20 protein-coding genes are annotated in these 18,819 nt (G+C 45.7%); all 20 read right to left on the bottom strand.

The window, feature by feature from the left end; genetic code table 11:
* Positions 1–4: 4 nt before the first annotated feature.
* The 20 genes from trpE to spoIVA all read right to left on the bottom strand — a co-directional run bounded on the left by trpE (position 5) and on the right by spoIVA (position 18,574).
* Positions 5–1,588, bottom strand: a complete 1,584-nt coding sequence (gene trpE, locus M1K58_RS03635; RefSeq protein ID WP_256758224.1) for an anthranilate synthase component I — start codon at positions 1,586–1,588, stop codon at positions 5–7.
* Between the two features lie 550 nt (positions 1,589–2,138).
* Positions 2,139–2,507, bottom strand: a complete 369-nt coding sequence (gene aroH / locus M1K58_RS03630) for a chorismate mutase (RefSeq protein WP_256757298.1) — start codon at positions 2,505–2,507, stop codon at positions 2,139–2,141.
* A gap of 5 nt (positions 2,508–2,512) precedes the next feature.
* Positions 2,513–3,619 (bottom strand): 3-dehydroquinate synthase, encoded by a 1,107-nt coding sequence (gene aroB / locus M1K58_RS03625; protein WP_256757297.1) that lies wholly within the window; start codon positions 3,617–3,619, stop codon positions 2,513–2,515.
* Complete coding sequence (aroC, locus tag M1K58_RS03620) at positions 3,619–4,788, bottom strand: chorismate synthase (RefSeq protein WP_256757296.1); 1,170 nt, start codon at positions 4,786–4,788, stop codon at positions 3,619–3,621. Before aroC ends, aroB begins: the two co-directional genes overlap by 1 nt.
* 81 nt (positions 4,789–4,869) lie before the next feature.
* Positions 4,870–5,028, bottom strand: coding sequence for a hypothetical protein (locus tag M1K58_RS03615; protein ID WP_256757295.1), 159 nt, complete (start codon positions 5,026–5,028; stop codon positions 4,870–4,872).
* A gap of 60 nt (positions 5,029–5,088) precedes the next feature.
* Positions 5,089–5,910 (bottom strand): CheR family methyltransferase, encoded by an 822-nt coding sequence (locus M1K58_RS03610; RefSeq protein WP_256757294.1) that lies wholly within the window; start codon positions 5,908–5,910, stop codon positions 5,089–5,091.
* A gap of 55 nt (positions 5,911–5,965) precedes the next feature.
* Positions 5,966–6,409 (bottom strand): nucleoside-diphosphate kinase, encoded by a 444-nt coding sequence (ndk, locus tag M1K58_RS03605; RefSeq protein WP_256757293.1) that lies wholly within the window; start codon positions 6,407–6,409, stop codon positions 5,966–5,968.
* Positions 6,410–6,476: 67 nt separating this feature from the next.
* On the bottom strand, positions 6,477–7,451 hold the full coding sequence (locus tag M1K58_RS03600) for a polyprenyl synthetase family protein (protein ID WP_256757292.1): 975 nt from the start codon (positions 7,449–7,451) through the stop codon (positions 6,477–6,479).
* 4 nt (positions 7,452–7,455) lie between these two features.
* Positions 7,456–8,331, bottom strand: coding sequence for a menaquinone biosynthetic enzyme MqnA/MqnD family protein (locus M1K58_RS03595; RefSeq protein ID WP_256757291.1), 876 nt, complete (start codon positions 8,329–8,331; stop codon positions 7,456–7,458).
* The gene (locus M1K58_RS03590; RefSeq protein ID WP_256757290.1) at positions 8,324–8,965 is read right to left on the bottom strand and encodes a UbiX family flavin prenyltransferase; all 642 of its coding nucleotides are present in this window, start codon (positions 8,963–8,965) and stop codon (positions 8,324–8,326) included. Before M1K58_RS03590 ends, M1K58_RS03595 begins: the two co-directional genes overlap by 8 nt.
* Entirely contained in the window at positions 8,959–9,834 is an 876-nt protein-coding gene (locus tag M1K58_RS03585; protein ID WP_256757289.1) for a UbiA-like polyprenyltransferase, read from the bottom strand. Before M1K58_RS03585 ends, M1K58_RS03590 begins: the two co-directional genes overlap by 7 nt.
* Positions 9,831–10,553, bottom strand: coding sequence for a demethylmenaquinone methyltransferase (locus tag M1K58_RS03580; protein WP_256757288.1), 723 nt, complete (start codon positions 10,551–10,553; stop codon positions 9,831–9,833). The genes M1K58_RS03585 and M1K58_RS03580 overlap by 4 nt, the downstream gene beginning before the upstream one ends.
* Positions 10,554–10,559: 6 nt before the next feature.
* Entirely contained in the window at positions 10,560–11,438 is an 879-nt protein-coding gene (locus M1K58_RS03575; RefSeq protein ID WP_256757287.1) for a heptaprenyl diphosphate synthase component 1, read from the bottom strand.
* A 101-nt stretch (positions 11,439–11,539) separates the two neighbouring features.
* Positions 11,540–12,094 carry a hypothetical protein gene (locus M1K58_RS03570; protein WP_256757286.1) on the bottom strand — a complete coding sequence of 185 codons (555 nt, stop codon included), beginning with the start codon at positions 12,092–12,094 and terminating at the stop codon, positions 11,540–11,542.
* Positions 12,095–12,280: 186 nt separating this feature from the next.
* Entirely contained in the window at positions 12,281–12,502 is a 222-nt protein-coding gene (mtrB, locus tag M1K58_RS03565) for a trp RNA-binding attenuation protein MtrB (protein ID WP_256758223.1), read from the bottom strand.
* Between the two features lie 124 nt (positions 12,503–12,626).
* On the bottom strand, positions 12,627–12,899 hold the full coding sequence (locus M1K58_RS03560; RefSeq protein ID WP_256757285.1) for an HU family DNA-binding protein: 273 nt from the start codon (positions 12,897–12,899) through the stop codon (positions 12,627–12,629).
* Between the two features lie 115 nt (positions 12,900–13,014).
* Positions 13,015–13,986, bottom strand: coding sequence for an ABC transporter permease (locus M1K58_RS03555; protein ID WP_306220229.1), 972 nt, complete (start codon positions 13,984–13,986; stop codon positions 13,015–13,017).
* An 11-nt stretch (positions 13,987–13,997) separates the two neighbouring features.
* Positions 13,998–15,521 carry a sugar ABC transporter ATP-binding protein gene (locus M1K58_RS03550; RefSeq protein ID WP_256757283.1) on the bottom strand — a complete coding sequence of 508 codons (1,524 nt, stop codon included), beginning with the start codon at positions 15,519–15,521 and terminating at the stop codon, positions 13,998–14,000.
* A gap of 120 nt (positions 15,522–15,641) precedes the next feature.
* Positions 15,642–16,772, bottom strand: coding sequence for a sugar ABC transporter substrate-binding protein (locus M1K58_RS03545; RefSeq protein WP_256757282.1), 1,131 nt, complete (start codon positions 16,770–16,772; stop codon positions 15,642–15,644).
* 323 nt (positions 16,773–17,095) lie between these two features.
* On the bottom strand, positions 17,096–18,574 hold the full coding sequence (gene spoIVA, locus M1K58_RS03540) for a stage IV sporulation protein A (protein WP_256757281.1): 1,479 nt from the start codon (positions 18,572–18,574) through the stop codon (positions 17,096–17,098).
* Between the last annotated feature and the right edge of the window lie 245 nt (positions 18,575–18,819).

The following is an 18,819-nucleotide window of genomic DNA, read 5'->3' as shown; positions in this document are numbered from 1 at the left end:
TTCCTTAATCATAATCCAGATTCGTACGGCGATCTCCAGCGACAACGACAGGAAAATCAGCATTACTGCGCTGAGTCTTAGATCCAGCCGGAGGGAAAGCTGCTTCTGCAGCACGGATCGCCTTGAGCATCCCCTTCGCTTTGTTAACCGTTTCCTCATATTCATTTTCCGGAACAGAATCCCATACGATTCCTGCTCCAGCTTGTACGTAAGCTTTGCCATGCTTGAAAATAATTGTCCGAATCGTAATACAAGTATTGAGATTCCCTGAAAATCCGAGATAACCAATCGCTCCGGCGTAGGCACCTCTTGCTTCATTTTCTAGATCAGCGATCAGCTCCATTGCTCGTATTTTCGGAGCTCCAGATACTGTACCCGCTGGCAAGCAGGACAAGAATGCATCGTAGAAATCCTTGTCGGGGCGAAGCTGACCCGTTACGTTCGAGACGATGTGCATCACATGAGAGTAACGTTCTATTTCCATGTAGCTATCACATTTGACGGAGCCGAATGTCGACACTCGACCAAGGTCATTACGACCCAGATCTACAAGCATTACATGCTCTGCACGTTCTTTCTCATCGGCAAGTAGATCCTTTTCATACTGCAAGTCTTCCTCTGGTGTTTTACCGCGAGGTCTTGTACCTGCGATTGGACGAGTTTCCACTTTACCGTTGTCGACTTTGACCAATAGCTCCGGAGACGTCCCCACGACAACCTCATCATCCAGCTTAAGAACATACATGTAAGGTGACGGATTCATCGTTCTTAGTACGCGATAGACATGTAGCGGATCGACTTCAGTCTCGATATGGAATCGTTGGGATAGCACGACTTGAAAAATATCGCCCGCACGAATGTATTCCTTCGCTTGATGTACATTATCCAGAAATTGTTGCTTAGTCAGGTTCGATGAAACTTCACCAAGCTCCGGATCATTCGGAGGTGTTCCTCTAGACGGTTGTACGGGTAGAGGCTGCTGGATTCTGCGAATCGTATCATCGATCGCATTAAGCGTGTCTTTGTATGCAACCTTGATTTGAGCCTCGGTAGCTCCTTCTTGAATATGCACGTTACCAATGACCAACACCTGCTGCTTGAAGTGATCGAATACAATAATGCGATCGCAGAACATGAATTGCATATCATCCATGTTTAAGTCATCTTTCTTATGTGGTGGAATCTTTCTCTCATAATATTGCAGCAGATCGTATCCAAAAAATCCAATGGCACCGCCTGTAAAAGGAGGAAGCTCAGGTAGAGCCGGACTTCGGTAGGAGCGAAGCTTCTCTCTTAAATATGCCAACGGTTCGGTCGTCTCTAGCGACTCAATCTGGCCGTTCTGCTCCAAGGTGAGATGATTCTTCTTCAGCTTAAGAACGAGGAATGGATCTGTTCCGATAAAAGAATACCGAGCCCATTTCACGCCACCTTCTACACTCTCCAGTAAAAAAGCGCGCTTATCTCGGCTTAAATGTTGGAACACTCGAATTGGCGTTTCCGTATCCGCAAGCAATCTGCGAACGACTGGAATTACGTTATATTGCTCTGCCATTACTTTAATTCCTTGAAGCTCCTGCTGATCCATCATTAATCTCTCCCTTGTTAAAGACCGAATCCGACCTCTGGACGATTGTTCTTTTTTGCTTTGTGCTATATAAATCCATTAAAAAAGCACCCCTGCTTCGCAGAGATGCGCATAATTTGATAAGTTAAGTTCTGCCATCATTGCGCACATAATAAAACAATGCCAATGACACGGCGACTCCGCTCATCTAATCTCATCTCTGCTCACATCCACGTAAGTTGTCGTCCCTGTGGCCGACCGTTCCGTAATGTGTAATATGCTTCTAAATATATCACTGCTCGGTATCGATCGTCAACTCAGAATATTCCATATTCCCCCGCCTTAGGCGGCTTAGCGTGCGCCGTTCCTTGGTTTCTACACAATTAGACCGCCTCCAGCGGCTTAGCTCTACGTATGTTCTTAGCGTTCTACCAAAGATACTTACTCACTTCTTCATCCAGCACATATTCATGATAATAAAAAACGCCGTCCTCTCCGAAGAGAGAAACGGCGTGTGCTTCACGCGTAATTGAAGATGAGTACAATTTAATTAATAACATCCAACCTCAAATTACTTCCCAGCTAAATCTGGGCGAAGCACTTGAGCACGGTTGAGGTACACATGGCGAATGTCCTTCTGCGGAAGGTCTGTGTTGACCTGTACCATCAGTCGGATACATTTCTCTAGGCTTCCTTTGACAGGCACTTCGAGGGAGCACATCAGCGGCACTAGCTCCCAGCCTTCCATCTGTCTTATTGCACGAGCTGGGAAGGTAGCATCAAGGTCTTGAGTTACAGTAACAAACACACTAGCAATATCTTCGGGTGCAAAATGATTGACCTCGATAATTCCTTTTAACAATTCGATTGTCGCATCCAGAATTGGAGCTTCTTCATTCAGCTCAACCGTAATCGCTCCGCGGATTCCCCTAACGCTCATGATCGTTAATTCCCCTCTCTTAATCCATCCACGATTTCTTTAACCCACGAGGAAGGCACATCATTGCGAACTTCTACGCTCCCGATAGCTGTGGGAACAACGAACACCATTTTCCCCTCGGAAAATTTCTTATCGTGCAGCATAGCGCTCATTATTTCTTCCGTTGCACAGATATTCGGGATTCGCACTGGCAAGCCAAACTTGCGGAAAATCCGTTCCGTCTCCTCGGCAATTTCCGGAGAGTAACCGAATTTCGCAGCAAGTCTCGCCGATCCAACCATTCCAATAGCAATTGCTTCACCATGCAATAGTTCGCCGTAGCCTGCTACGGCTTCAAGGGCATGACCAATTGTATGACCGAGATTAAGGATCGCACGCAAATCGTTCTCCCGTTCGTCACGAGAAACGACGATTGACTTCACTTTGCAGCCTTCGTATAACGCATAACCGAGAGCATCAGGCTGTAACCCTAGCAATGGTTCCACGTTCAAGTCACACCAAGCTACGAATTCTTCATTCCAGATGAGTCCGTGCTTGATGACTTCCGATAACCCTGCACGCACTTCTCGCATAGGTAGGCTTGATAAAGTATCAAGATCGTATAGAACGAATTCTGGCTGATGGAAAGCACCGATAATATTTTTTGCCAGACGATGGTTAACCGCTACTTTACCTCCGACACTGCTATCATGAGCCAATATCGTAGTCGGAATCTGTACGAATCGAACGCCTCGCATGAAGGAAGCAGCAACGAAGCCTGCCAAATCACCGACAACCCCACCGCCCAAAGCGATAACAGTTGACTTGCGATCTAATCCTGCCTGTAACGCTGCGCCAATCAACTCGTCTAACATCTCTAACGATTTCGAGCCTTCGCCGGAAGGTACAACAGCCGTAGTGACGGAATATCCAGCTTTGGCAAGCGACTCTTCTACCTTCTCTGCGTATAAGTCCACTACAGAACTATCCGTCACGAGCAAGATCGGCGACTTCACAGGAAAACCGCGCTCCGCGAACTTCTCCCCGGTCTGTGCGATCAATCCTGTGCCGATATAGATCGGATAGGAACGTTCCCCGAGATCAACAGTAAGCTCTCTCGTCCCGCCCGACATTAGTACGCCTCTACTTGGCTCAAGTAGCTGTCCAAGTTCGCTTGAATTTCCTCAATTGAATCCCCGCCGAACTTCTCCAGGAAAGCAGTAGCCACTGCCCAAGTTACAACATGCTCCATAACGACGCTTGCTGCCGGTACGGCACAAGCATCGGAACGTTCTACCTGAGCCGTGAACGGCTCCTTCGTATCGATATCCACGCTTGCTAAAGGCTTGTATAGCGTAGGAATCGGCTTCATCACTCCACGAACAACGATTGGCTCGCCAGTTGTCATTCCGCCTTCGAAGCCACCTGCACGATTAGATGCCCGATGGAATCCTTTCTCAGCAGTATGTAAAATCTCGTCATGAACTTTAGAGCCAGGAATACGAGCAGCTTCGAAACCGATACCGACCTCAACACCCTTAAATGCGTTGATGGAAACGACCGCCTGAGCGATACGTCCGTCCAGCTTACGATCCCATTGGACATGACTTCCTAGTCCTACTGGTAATCCGGTTACAATACATTCAACAACACCGCCGATCGTATCTCCTTCCGCTTTCATACGGTCGATCAACTCTATCATTTTTTGCTCAGCTTCTTTGTCCGTAACACGAACAGGAGATTCTTCGGTTACGGCAATCAGCTCGTCGATCGGTAGATTAGGCGTAGCAGCCACAACTTCCCCAATCGATACAACGTGTCCTGCAACCTTTACTCCGAAATGACTGAGCAATTGTTTAGCAATCGCACCCACTGCAACACGAGCAGCAGTCTCACGAGCACTCGAGCGCTCTAGAACATTACGCAAATCCTTAAGATTATATTTCAAACCACCATTAAGATCGGCATGGCCTGGGCGTGGACGAAATACACGACGTTTCGCCTCGTCACTGCCTTCAACGGGTTCAACATTCATAACAGAAGTCCAATGCTTCCAATCCTTATTTTCAACTACGATTGCAACTGGAGCACCTGTCGTACGTCCGTGTCTTACGCCACCAACGATTTGAGCTGTATCCGTCTCGATTTGCATCCGACGACCACGACCATGACCCTTCTGGCGACGTTGCAATTGAAAATTCAAAGCTTCAAAGTCAAGCTCTAGGTTACTCGGTAATCCCTCAATAATGGCTGTAAGCTGCGGTCCATGTGTTTCCCCCGCTGTTAAATAACGTAAACTCAATTTATGTTCCTCCCTATGCCGCGAATCTCTTTGACCATTATAGTACAGCGTTAAAGCGTTTGACAAGAAAACAGCCCGTCATCAACGGACGGACTGTTTCTTATTCGCAATCGGCCGAGTCGTTCTCGACTCCCTCATGTATCCGAGCAATTCAACATTGTCTAAGCCTAAGATTTGCGCACACTCCTGGACCGAGATCAACCCTCGCCGGTATGCGGCTATGACTTTACGTTTGTCCATAGTTCCCTCCGAATAGACTGAATAGCTATATTATCGGTTGGGAGTCTATTTAACATACGCTTAATTGGTCCGCCGGTAAAAAAAAGTGTCAGCAGTCTCTAAGCCGTATTGGCCCGGAGAAAAGATCTGTTCTGTACTTCCAACGAACAGCAGCCCGCCAGGCTTAAGAGCACGAGCGAATTTGCCATATAAAATATGCTTCGCTTCCTCGGTGAAATAGATCATGACGTTGCGGCATACGATCAAATCGTACTTCTCACCGAACGTATCCAGCAGCAAGTTTTGCTTCTGAAACTTAACAACCTTTTTCAAACGGTCAGCTACTTTGAAGGCACCCTCAGAAGGAACAAAATATTTGTTCTTGTACGTTGCCGGTACGTCACGTAAGGAACGCTCCAAGTAAACGCCTTCCTTCGCCTTCGCGAGCACGCCATCATCAATATCTGTTGCGATTAATGTCGCCTTGTCTAGGATATCAAGCGAGTCCAATATCATCGCAAGTGTATAAGGTTCTTCACCCGTAGAACATGCTGCGCTCCAAATATGAAGCCGAGGCGAGTCCTTGATCATCGGTGGCAGGAGTTGATCCTTGAGAACTTGCCAGCGGTTCGGGTTTCGCCAAAATTCAGAAACATTGATGGTCATCCTGTCCAGGAATTCATTCCGTAATCTCGCCTCACCGGACAGAGCCGTAAAATAATCATGAAACGTAGAGTAACCGTATTTCATCCGTAAGGTGGTCAACCGACGTCTCATTTGATTTTCTTTGTACTGCGACAAATCAATGGATGTCAAGCGCTTGATATTGACGATAAACCGCGCAAAATCCTCGTCATCGGAAACATTCAAGCTAGCATTCAAATTGGAACGTATGTCTCCCATGAACGTTCTGCTCTCCCCTGCAACCGCATAGTGACAACACTTCATCAGATCTTTATTAGATCCACACCTGTATCACTTTATCATAAGAAATCAGTTCCTCTTCGGAGAAGAAAATAGCGATTTCACGTTCTGCATTATCGTGTGAATCTGAGCCGTGAATCAAATTAAAGTTCGTATGTATTGCAAAGTCGCTACGTATTGTTCCCGGTGCGGCTTCAAGAGCATTCGTTTTACCAATAAGAGCCCGTGACAAGCCTACCGCTTGATCACCTTCCCATACCATTGCAAACACAGGTCCTGCAGTAATAAATTGTAGTAATTTCTCATAGAAATCTTTGCCTTCATGCTCCTCATAATGCTTCTCTGCGCGTTCCTTAGAGACGTTCATGAGCTTGGCTCCGATTAGCTTTAACCCTTTGCGTTCAAAGCGGCTGACGATTTCACCAATCAATCCCCGCTGCACTCCATCAGGCTTAACCATTAAGTAGGTTCTTTCCATGAACTACTCTCCTCCTACTATTAACGACATTATTTAACCTTCACTATTTTACCATAAAAGAGATCGCTTAATAACTTCGCTTCGCCACAAATCGCGCAATATCGGCTAAATTCCGCTTTGCAGCAATATCGGGTAACAATTCCAGCGTTTTTAACGCTTTGGCAATATATCTATCCGCCAGTTTCTCCGCTGTCTTAATGCCTTCGTTGGATCGCACAAGCTTAACTGCTGCAGAAGAATTCGCTATCCCTTCACTATCCCTAATCAACGCAATTTCCTTCAGCAAAGGCTCTCTGATCGATTCATCCTGAAGAGCGTAAATAACGGGTAATGTGATGTTACCTTGACGCAAATCGCTTCCTGGTGGCTTGCCAATCGCTTTCTCCGTTCCACACAAATCAAGCAAGTCATCCGTAATCTGAAACGCCATCCCCACATTATAACCAAACCTATAGAGCGCATGGCTAACTCGATCTGGTGCGTCCGTCGCCTTAGCTCCGAGCTCGCAGCTAATCGCAATAAGTAGAGCTGTTTTTCGTCTAATTCTGCGTAAATAGTTACGAATGCTTTGGTCGACATTAAAGAAGTCACGGATTTGCTCCATTTCCCCTATGCACATCTGAACCATAGCGCCAGACAATATTTGATGAATCCGCGGTTTCTCTAGCTTAGTAACAACCATCAGAGCTTTCGCATAGATGTAATCGCCGGTGTACATCGCGATTCGGTTGTCCCATTTCGATTTAACGGTAAGCTGGCCGCGACGGGTTTCAGCATCATCAATGACGTCATCATGCACTAAAGAAGCCATATGAATGAGTTCAAGAGGAACAGCAACGCGCTTAAGCGTCTCTAGAGAATAGGTTCCAAACTTGCCTGATAGCAACACAAATACTGGACGAATTCGTTTTCCACCTGCTTTAAGCAAATGTAACGAGGTTTCACTTAAGATAGGCATCTCTGAAGTGACCGTTTGAGCCATGTCATTCTCGATTGCTTGTAAATCCGATTTCATTGCGGCATAGAGCTGCATTAACTTCATAAGTTCACCTGCGGTTCGATAGGTTATCTATTACATGTGGTCTAGGTAATTCCAACAGCTCAATCTCTCCATCCATCAGCCCAAGCTCCTTAGCGTATTGAAAGTAAAGCTTTAGGCCAGCCATCTGATCTGGACCAAAATCATGACACAATTGGCTGAAATAATTGTTCCAGTAAGCGGAAGTCCCGCCGATTTGACTCATCGCCTTAGCAACAAGCGGGTTCAGATCAAGGGTGGACTTTCTCTTGCTCTCAAGCAGTTCTTCATAAATACTTACAATCGCTTCGGGATATTGGTGAGCCGTTTCCTTATGAACCGCCCATAACGCGAACGTCATCCAATGGCCTGTCCACACATTCCAAATCTCACCTAGATCAAGAACACGATACCCATGGTCAGTCCAAGAAGCACGTATGGCATGGTCCCCAATGAGCAGTGCGGCGTCCGCATTCTCTAACATTTTGTCCAGAGAAGGCTCTGCATCTTCATAAGTTGGTTTGCCCCCGTAAAATTTCTCCATAATGATCTTTAGCAGATTAACGGAGGTTGCAGATGTTGTGGTCAAAGCAATTTTACCATGAATGACCTGCTCTAGTGGAGATTTCAGAAAGAGTAATATCGATTGCACTCGCCCAAAGGCGCTAACCGATAGGTTAGGTAGTAAATAGTATGACTCCGACGATATTCCATACGCATAAGAAGAAATCGCTGCCATATCGATCTCACCCGCTTTTAGGTTACGGTTGAGGGTCGCCGGCATGTCTGATATCATCTCAGCTTCAAAGGGAAGAGTACTCGGATCAAAATGATGAAAGATTGGCCATGCGTTCGTATACGATATCCGTCCAAGCTTGATTGGCCGGTTAAGTCCATTAATCATTGGGTTGTCCCCATCTTCTGTATAGATTGTGTTGTATGCCCATGTTGTCCATCACCTTGCCGACCATGAAGGAAACGATGTCCTCTATCGTTTGCGGACCGTTGTAGAAGGCCGGCATTGCTGGAATGATGCGAACTCCAAGACGGGCAAGCTTAAGCATGTTTTCTAGATGAATCGCATGAAGCGGTGTTTCTCTTGGAACAATCAGCAGGGGTCTGCCCTCCTTGAGCATGACATCCGCAGCACGCGTAAGTAAATTCGTTGAAGCCCCATTAGCAATCGCGGATAAAGAGCCCATCGAGCAAGGGATGACAACCATACCCTCACACCGAAACGAACCGCTAGCTATACTTGCTCCAATATCGTTAAGTGGATGGTAAGTCATCCGCTCTTCAGCAACAGCAAATTCGAATTGTTTGTTTAAACAGTCTTCCCGATGAGAGGCATTCCAACCTAGTTCTTCTTTAAGTACTCGCCATCCTGCATCAGAAATGACTAAATGCAGATGAAAACCGGCATGAAGCAATTGCCGGCATAATGTTACTCCATATATAGCGCCACTTGCGCCTGTTATTCCGACAACCCAACGAATAGGCTTTTCGGTTTTACTTACCTCTAGTGCTGCATTTACCAAGACCTCACCACCACAAGATCAATAAAAGTAAATACGAAAATGACTGCGCTCAGCACTCCATTCATCGTAAAGAACGCCGCGTTTAGCTTGCTTAAGTCGTTCGGCTTAACAAGACGGTGCTCATATAGAAGAATAGCAGCGGATATGATTGTACCTGCAAAATACCACCAACTCAAATCCGTCATGATGAGTAACAATGCAAAACCTGCAGCAGTTAAGGCATGAAGCATCCGTGCAATACCAAGCGCACGAGCTATTCCGAAACGTGCGGGAATGGAATACAAGCCTTCTTTGCGATCGATTTCCACATCTTGGCAAGCATAAATCGTGTCAAATCCAGCAGTCCATAGCGCTACCGTGATATATAGAATAATCGCAGTCCAAGTCATGCCGCCCGTTACAGCTACCCAGCCGCCAAGAGGAGCAAGTCCAATTGTCAAACCTAGGACGAGATGGCATGCCCATGTAAATCGCTTCGTGTAGGAATAGATCACAAGGAAAAACACAGTAAGAGGTAGTAATTTGACCGCCAAGCTATTCAGCTGAGCCGCAGCCCAGAATAATAAAATAAAAGAAATGATGATATAGATAATGACATCTTTGGATTTCAACAACCCCGCGGGGATCGCCCTCATAGCCGTTCGAGGATTACGTCCGTCTATCGCTCTATCTATAAGTCGATTCAAACCCATTGCAGCTGTACGCGCTCCTACCATTGCAAGGAGAATCCAGCCACATTCACTCCAGTCAGGCAATCTCTTCTCTACTGTAACCGCCCCAAGGATTGCACCTACGAAAGCAAACGGGAGAGCAAATAAGGTGTGCTCGAACTTAATCATTTCTAGAAAAATACGAACTTTGGACATCATACGCCTTCATTCCCTTTCGTTCCGATGTGCAACGCCCCACTTCCACCTGTAAGCGGATAAGCTTTCACGTTGCGCAATCCAACATCGCGGAAAATCTCGGCAAGTGCCTGCATGTCCGGAAAAGTTTTCAGTGACTCTGGCAGCCAGCTATATTGGTCATAACTCTTAGCGAACCACTTCCCCATTAAAGGCAGTATCTTCTCAAAGTAGAAATAATAAACTGATTTAAAAGGTTGCCTTGTAGGCTTGGACATCTCCAAACAAACAATTTTACCGCCCGGCTTCACAACTCTCTTCATTTCTTTAAGTGCTTTAATAATATCCGGAATGTTTCGCAGACCAAATCCGATCGTAATAATGTCAAAGGAGTTATCCTCAAATGGGAGATCCATAGCATTACCTTGAACGAGTGTGATTTGGTCATGGAGACCTACCTTATTAATTTTCGCTTGTCCGACTTCTAGCATATTACCACTGAAATCAAGTCCGACTGTTTTTCCTTTAACACTCGCCTTGGCGAGCGAAATGGTCCAATCGCATGTTCCGCAGCATATATCTAGGGATGACTGTCCAGGCTGAACGTCCATCTTGCGCATCGTAAATCGGCGCCATGCTTTATGTCTTCGAAAGCTAATGATGTCGTTCATCATATCGTATTTAGGTGCGATGCTTTCGAACACCGCGTGAACGTCCTTTGTTTTCGAATTTGATTCCATCATGCTCTGTTATCCCAGCTCCTTCAAAGCAGTTGCTCGTTGCGATCCTGTCGCCTGCAGAAATGGTTCAATCAAGGGCTGTAGCTCTTGCAACAACTTATCCGATTGAAGCTTCTGGAGCAACACTTGCAGTTGATCTGCAGATTGACGTAGCAAACCGCCTAATTTATCAGCAACGTCATACTTATGCAGCAATGTTTTAATCAGGTTATGGTCTTCTCGGCGCTCAATCAGATTGCGGCGATCCTCTTCAGTGCCTTCCTGAAGAATGTGCCACACCCCCCAGCTATGATCCATCGAAGACATGTCTTCTAGTTTGCGAAGCTCCTGTAACAGTACCTCACAGCGACTGAAGCATTCTACTAATTCAGGCCATAAACGTTCGTACAGCCCACTCATGAATCCAGTAAAAGAGAGGAAAAGTCCCGCTCTAAGTTCAGCACCGTATTGAAGGTATTCCTCTGCGTTCAACTTCATTTGTTTCATTTTGAGGTATACATTCATTTTAGTCTCGTTAATCTTGCATATGGCTTCGCTGAGTTGAAGTACCACCTCGGTTTGTCCAGCTTGTGCCAACAAGGAATAAAAGCGGCTGCTGAAATAATCTCCTGCGAGCACTTTCAACTGTTGGGCACGCATGCCTAATATCCCATTCTTAGCAGAATTAGGAGAGTTTTCAACCGTATCGTGTGTATCTAATCCCATCTGAACGAGCGAAGTAACGACCGATAACAAATCCTTCTGGGACGCAACGCGTGGTTGATAGCTTAAAACGGTGTGAAGTAAAGAAATCCTGCCAATTGGAAATTCAGGTAATTCCGTATGGAGGCCAATCATATCGTAATTTAAATACTTATTCGCCATTTGGGTTATCCGTACTTTATTCATTGCTTCCGCCTCCGAACATGCTGCCAGGCACCTTAACAACGGGTTTCATTTCAGTTATTATAACATATCCTTGAATAGCTCGCATAAGCTACGGATTTTGTTCATGAATTTGCAAAATTTGCGATCCAACGCTTACCGGACGGAGTTACTGAAAGCTTGAATTTTAAAATATTGTTAGAGTCAGCCAAAAGAGGAGATCGCTTTAATTCGTCCAGCTCTTTGTCTGTCCATTCGTACTTACGGGCTTCTGCTGCAAGAAGCAGCTCACGTCTCTCGCCCTTATCCGCAAAAACTCTAATAAGGACTTGCTTCACATTATTTACTTCTCCGAAGGAAAACACAATGAATTGCCCAAAGTCTGACCACATCGCATCCGGCACTTCCCCAATAATGTCAACTGTTAGGATCGAATGGTCCCATCCCACCTTCGCCAGTTGGTCTTTAAGGGGAAGATTAGCTATTAAATCCACCAAATTATTATCCGTTAGTACAATTGCTTTATTAGGTTGAAAAACAGGAACTGTGGAATGACGCTGTTGGAATCCACGGTCGACGGACGGTAGTTGGCTCATCAATAAGACAACAGCTACCCCAGATAGCAATAATAAGCTCCATTGTTTTAACTTGGTAATGGGCAATTTGAATCCCCCTTTCATGAGAGGCTCTCCTTACCCATTGTACAAACAAAAAGGGCAGGCTATGCCTGCCACTCCTGAGATGTTGTTCAAAAAGTCAGCTTTTGATCTCGAAGTCTACTCAAGAAGCTTATTCGACATCGAATCTTGAACTCATCCGGGTCTTCCGGTGCTCACGTAGTTTCCCTACGCTCCGCTCCTTTGTCCCTACACATCCGTATCGATTGAGCCATGTTTCGTTAAGATCGTGGCTTTGCCTCTAATTTTCATAGCGGAGGTATGGTCGGTAAATTGAACGATAAGGACTTCACCTTTATCTAGCTTTTCCGTGTGATGAAACTTTGTATCCTGTCCACGTGTCAAGCCAATAACCTGTACGCCGTTGTCTTTTGCTTTAATAACGATATATTCTTGTTGATCTGAATTCATATCCATAGAATTGAACCCCTTTCCTTAACTTCCATGATGAAGGAAAAGATAGAGTAAAGTCAAACAAAAACTGCTCTCCCACATAACGAATGCGAGAAAGCAGTCTAATGTTATGTAACACTACTTATTTGATGCCGTCTTTAAGCGCCTTACCCGGCTTGAATGCGGGGATTTTCCCGGCCGGAATTTCGATTTCTTCACCCGTTTGCGGATTGCGTCCTTTACGTGCAGAGCGCTCACGCACCTCAAAGTTACCAAATCCAACGAGTTGTACTTTATCTCCGTTTTGCAAAGCTTCGGAAATCACGTCGAATACAGCATCTACTGCTTGAGTAGCATCCTTCTTGGATAAGTCGGCCAATTCAGCCACTTTAGTGATCAATTCGGTTTTGTTCATAGCATTCACCTCCCCAGGGGATACGATGGCATGTTATCTGTTTGTCCGTTTCAACAGAAATTATACACTTGAGTCGTGCGAATTTTCAAGCATGACGGCAATATTTAGCGTTTCATCATGCTTTTCTTCGATTTAGATGAATAAATGTGATGGCAAGAGCAAGCACGAGGACCCCGCCCTTAATAATGTCCGTTGTATAATACTGGACATTCATCATCGTCATTCCATTCACCAATACGCCCATCAATACCGCTCCAAAGAAAGTACCAATGATGTTTGGACGTCCTGCAGCGAATACAGAATAGCCTACGAACACGGCTGCGACGGATTCCATCAGCATCGGTGCTCCCGCGTCTATTTGGCCTGATCCGATCCGTGAAGCGAATAGAATCCCACCAATGGATGCGAATACTCCTGAAGCGACATAAGCAAGTGTCCGCACGCGTTTGACCTTTAACCCGGACAGACGAGCAGCCTCCTCGTTACCGCCAGTCATAATCATCTGCCGACCCCACCGTGTGTATTTAAAGAAAATATGAGCCCCAATAACTGCAAGCAGCATCAGAATTACAGGGAACGGTACGCCTAGCAGCTTACCTTGACCAATCCATAAGAAATCCTTGTTCATCACTCCAGGAGCAGTCGTTCCATCTTGCAAGGGCATATTGCTATAGATCGAATATCCCTTTGTATAGGTTTTGTGAATGCCACCTACGATGTACATAACCGCTAATGTCGCTAGCAGGTCCGGGATTCGAATTTTGACAATTAACAATGCATTTAATAATCCAACAAGCGCACCCACGACAATGGGAACGATAAGCACGACAGCAAGCGGCATCTCGTACCATACCATAAGAGTAGCCGTCACGACGGTTGATAGAGATACGGTGGCGCCTACAGAGAGATCAAAGCCGTCTACGGTCAGCGATATGGTTACTCCAATAGCAACGAAGGTTACGATAGATATGGAACGAAGAATATCCGTTAAATTGCTATAAGTGAAGAAATACTCGCTTTTCATCGAGAAAAACAAAATAACTAAACCTATGAATATTAGCGCACCGTATTTGAATGTGAACGGCATAAGTTTATTTTTCACACGAATTCCTCCCGACCCGCGCTAGCATAATACAATAGATCCTCTTGGGATGCTTCTCCGCGGTTAAATGATTTTACAATACGACCATCACACATGATGAGTATGCGATCTGCTAATCCTAGTGCTTCGGCTAACTCGCAAGTTAGATAGACAATTCCTTTGCCTTCTTGGGCAAGCTTGCCAATGATTCTGAAAATATCACTCTTAGCCCCTACATCCACACCTTTAGTAGGCTCATCAAAGAGAAACACGTCCGCTTCTGTTCCCAACCATTTCCCGATCGCAACCTTTTGTTGATTGCCCCCACTTAAAAAAGCAGTAAGTTGAGAAATCGAAGAGGTTTTAATACCTAAGTTTGCTATCTGATTGTTGGCAAGCTCACGTTCTAACTTACCTGATAAAAACCCTAAACGACTAATCGACTTTAGAATCGGTAAACTCAAATTATGGAGCACGGATTCCTTAACGAGAATACCTTCCTTTCGCCGTTCTTCAGGGATCAGCGCAATTCCCGATTGTACAGCGTCCGAAGGGCTATTTAGCTTAGCCGGCTTTCCGGCAACTTCAACTGTCCCTCGGTCGGCAGGATCAGCGCCAAACAGCACACGGGACAGCTCCGTCTTGCCTGCTCCAACCAAGCCTACGATCGCAACGATTTCACCGCGTCGAACAACCATATCCACACCACGAACGCGACGTCCTGCCTCAAGACCTTTCACTGTTAGTACAGGCTCACCAATGACCGCTGCTAGCTTCGGAAATTCTTCCTCAAAGCTTCTGCCAAGCATCGCTCGTACAACACCCGCTGCATCCATATTCTGTTTCTCTTCAGTAAGCACACGTTCACCATCACGCATAACGGTAATTCGATCACATACGTCAAACACCTCTGGTAGACGGTGAGTAATGAAAATAACCCCAATACCTGATTTCTTCAAGCCTTTCATAATCCCAAATAGCTTGTGCGTCTCTTCAATGCTAAGCGGAGCGGTTGGCTCATCAAGGATAACAAATTTAGCTTTCTCGGCAAGTAATCGAGCGATGAGCACGAGCTGCTTCTCCGATAAGGTTAAATCTCTGACGAGAGCTCGCGGTGATATTGTTAATCCGATTTGACTTAGCACTGCCTTAGCTTCCTCGTGAAGACTTCCCCACTTCAACCAAGCTTTGCCCTTTGATGCGGCTAGCTTATCGAGGAATATGTTCTCAGAAACGCTTAGGTGAGCAACGAGTGAAGTATCCACTTCTTGATATACACAATGGATGCCCGCTCTCTTGGAATCAGATGGCGAGTTGAACGTGTATGAACCACTCTCCACTTCGATAGAGCCTGTATCTGTCTCAAAGGCGCCAGACAAAATTTTCATCAATGTGCTTTTACCTGCGCCATTGGCTCCGAGCAAAGCATGAATTTCCCCGCTTCGAACGTTAAAATCCACATTTTTTAATGCCGGAACACCTGCGAAAGATTTCGAAATACTCCGCATGTTTAATTCAGAAGTTTTAAGTATTGCCGTCATGTTAAGCCGTCCCCCTTTCCGAACGAAGACTGATGAAACAGGTTGTTGACAGCAGGAAACGGCGCGGTTGTTTCCCGCGCCGTACCTACTTAATTAATCGAACACTCTTGCCGGATTTTATTAGTGTGCTGCGGATAATTCTAGTTCTTTCAAATAATCCGTGTTTCCTAGATCACTGCTACCCCAGCCTTTAACGTATTCAGAAAGCTCAGCTGTCGTAATGATTTTGTCTGTTGGAAGAGCGCTACGGTGAACGAAAACTGGCTCAAGTTGAACAACTGGATCTGTCGTATCGCCATGTAGCTTCTGATACAAGTATCTCACTTGTACTGTACCAATGGAAGTCGGATCTACTGCAGCTGACGCTACCCAAGGGCTTGTTGGATCTTGAATCATCTTCAGATCCTCGTCGCTAAGATCGATACCGTATACTTTAATTTCATCGCGTCCTGCTTGTTTAATCGCATTAGCCGCGCCTTTAGCGAATTCATCCCATGCAGCCCAGACTGCTGTAATATCGCCTTTGTTCGGATATTGCTTCAATACAGCTTCCATTCTTGTTTGTGAATCAAGCTGAGGGTTTGAAGCATCGCCGAATTGCGCGATTTCTTTAATTTCTGGATATTTTCCAATGAAGGATCTGTAGGAAATTTCACGGCTCTCCATTGGAGGGAAGCCCGCTACCCATACTTTAACGATGTTACCTTTGCCGCCAGCTTCTTCAGCAAGCTTCTCTAGCGTAAATTCAGCTAGCTGTTGATCATTCTGAGCAAGATTTGTAATACCTTCAAATGCTTGCAAGCCAGAGTCGAAAGCAACGATTGGAATGCCCGCTTCTTTAGCTTTATTCAATCCATTTGTTAACGCTGCTGCATCTCCGTGATCGATCAAGATGCCATCAAATTTCTGATTAACAGCGGAATCAAGATTAGCTGTCATTTTAGCAAGATCATTCTCGGAAGCAAATACTTTCACTGTACCGCCGTATTTGGTTACTTGCTTCGTAACACCATCCACATACTGAGCGGAGAAAGTTCCTGTGTTGAAACGCATAACGAGTGCAATTTTCTTCCCTTTTAACGGATTCTCAGATGATGCATTTGCGGATGCTTCAGAAGATGCAGATGCAGATCCCGAAGCCGGCGCCGATGGACTAGCATTGTTCTTTTCTTTATTGCCGCAAGCCGCTAGTACCAATACGAGTACTAACGTTAATGCGAGCAATGCCCCTTTGAAATTTCTCTTTTTCATCTCTTTGTTTCCTCCCAAGTCTTCGCTGCTTAATAGAATAAATTTACTATAAACATTTATTCCGAGTATGTCAATCGGTTTTTAATTATTTAATGAAAATGCTTGTATACTCTAGGTTTACGCGCTAATACCATCCATTATTCTAGGTCATTTCCTTATCTATGACAACATCCAATCTATCATTTCTCCATATCCGCTTAAATGACAGCACTATATTTCACTTCTTTAGGAGACAAATTACATCTTCTCTAGTAAAAAAAACCCAAAACGCTCGATGGGAGCAGCTCCCACCTCAGCACTTTGGGTTTCCTTAATGAAACAGCTTACAATATAATCGCGATCAAACCGCCAGAACCTTCATTGATAATACGACCAAGCGTTTCCTGAAGCTTGTATCGAGCATTATCCGGCATCATCGCTATTTTGCCTTGGATGCCCTCTCTCACAATCGAATGTAAGGAACGACCGAATATGTCAGATTCCCAAATCTTAATCGGATCCTTCTCGAAATCCTGCATCAGATAGCGGACAAGCTCCTCACTCTGCTTTTCCGTTCCGATAATAGGTGCGAATTCAGATTCGACATCTACACGGATCATATGAATCGAAGGAGCCGTAGCCTTGAGTCTCACACCGAAGCGAGAGCCTTGACGGATAAGCTCTGGCTCATCGAGCGCCATCTCAGCAAGGGATGGGGCAGCAATGCCATAGCCTGTTGTTTTGACCATCTCAAGTGCTTCAGCGAACCGATCATACTCTCGTTTCGCATGAGAGAAATCCTGCATGAGCTGGAGTAAGTGATCTTTACCGCGAATTTCGGTTCCAACGACTTCCATGAGAATTTTATCGTACAATTCATCTGGAGCATACAGATCAATTTCCGCGACTCCTTGGCCCATATTCATACCGCTTAAACCGGCACGCGCAACAAAATCATATTCCATAAATTGTTCGACTACGCGCTCTACATCACGAAGACGGCGGATGTCTTTTACGGTTTCGCGAACGGAATTCTCGTAGCTTGCGCGAAGCCAATGACCTTCACTGAGAACCATGACCCAGCTTGGGAGATTAACGTTCACTTCATGGACAGGGAACTCGTAAAGCACCTCACGAAGCACGCCCATAACTTCCTCTTCGCCCATCGTAGCAGCGCTTAAAGTCATTACGGGGATATCGTATTTAGCGGCTAACTCATTGCGAAGAGCCTGAGCTTCTTCACCCTTAGGCCGCGCTGAATTTACGACTAATACGAATGGTTTGCCAACCTCTTTTAACTCGTTAATGACTCGTTCTTCTGCATCCACGTAAGAGCTACGTGGAATTTCAGCGATCGAACCATCGGTCGTAACGACTACACCAAGCGTAGAATGCTCTTGTATAACTTTGCGCGTACCAATCTCCGCAGCTTCCTGAAACGGAATAGGATCCTCGAACCACGGTGTCGTAATCATTCGCGGTCCGCCTTCGTCCTCGAAGCCTTTCGCCCCTTCGACGGTATATCCGACGCAATCCACAAGGCGAACATTAACTTCAAGACCTTCAGCTACTTTTAGCTGCACTGCATTGTTCGGAACGAACTTGGGCTCCGTCGTCATAATTGTTCGACCTGCCGCACTTTGCGGCAGCTCATCAATTGCGCGTACCCGGTCCGCTTCGTGCGCAATATTAGGCAATACTACGGTTTCCATAAACCGTTTGATAAAGGTCGATTTGCCCGTACGGACGGCACCCACGACCCCGAGGTAGATATCACCGCCGGTGCGTTCGGCAATATCTTTGAAAATGTCCACTTTTTCCACTGAGATTCCCTCCCATCGTAATCGCGAAACTTTCGTGACCCGCCTTCAGGGCGGAACTCGTACACGAACTTGGACTGGTAACATTGTATTACGCGAACGGCACATTTATGACGCTGCCCGCACAAAATGTTTGCCCTGCCGACTAACGCCTGTCGGCGCTCCTGTTGTTTCCCCCATGATCATATGAAAAAAGAGAGACTTGTATGTCAACTTCGCTTAAATAGATTGTGGAAATATAAACAAAA

The organism is Cohnella sp. WQ 127256, assembly GCF_024519285.1.
GTDB lineage: Bacteria > Bacillota > Bacilli > Paenibacillales > Paenibacillaceae > Cohnella.
The sequence above is the reverse complement of the archived record's forward strand: the minus strand, read 5'-3'. Positions and strand labels throughout refer to the sequence as shown.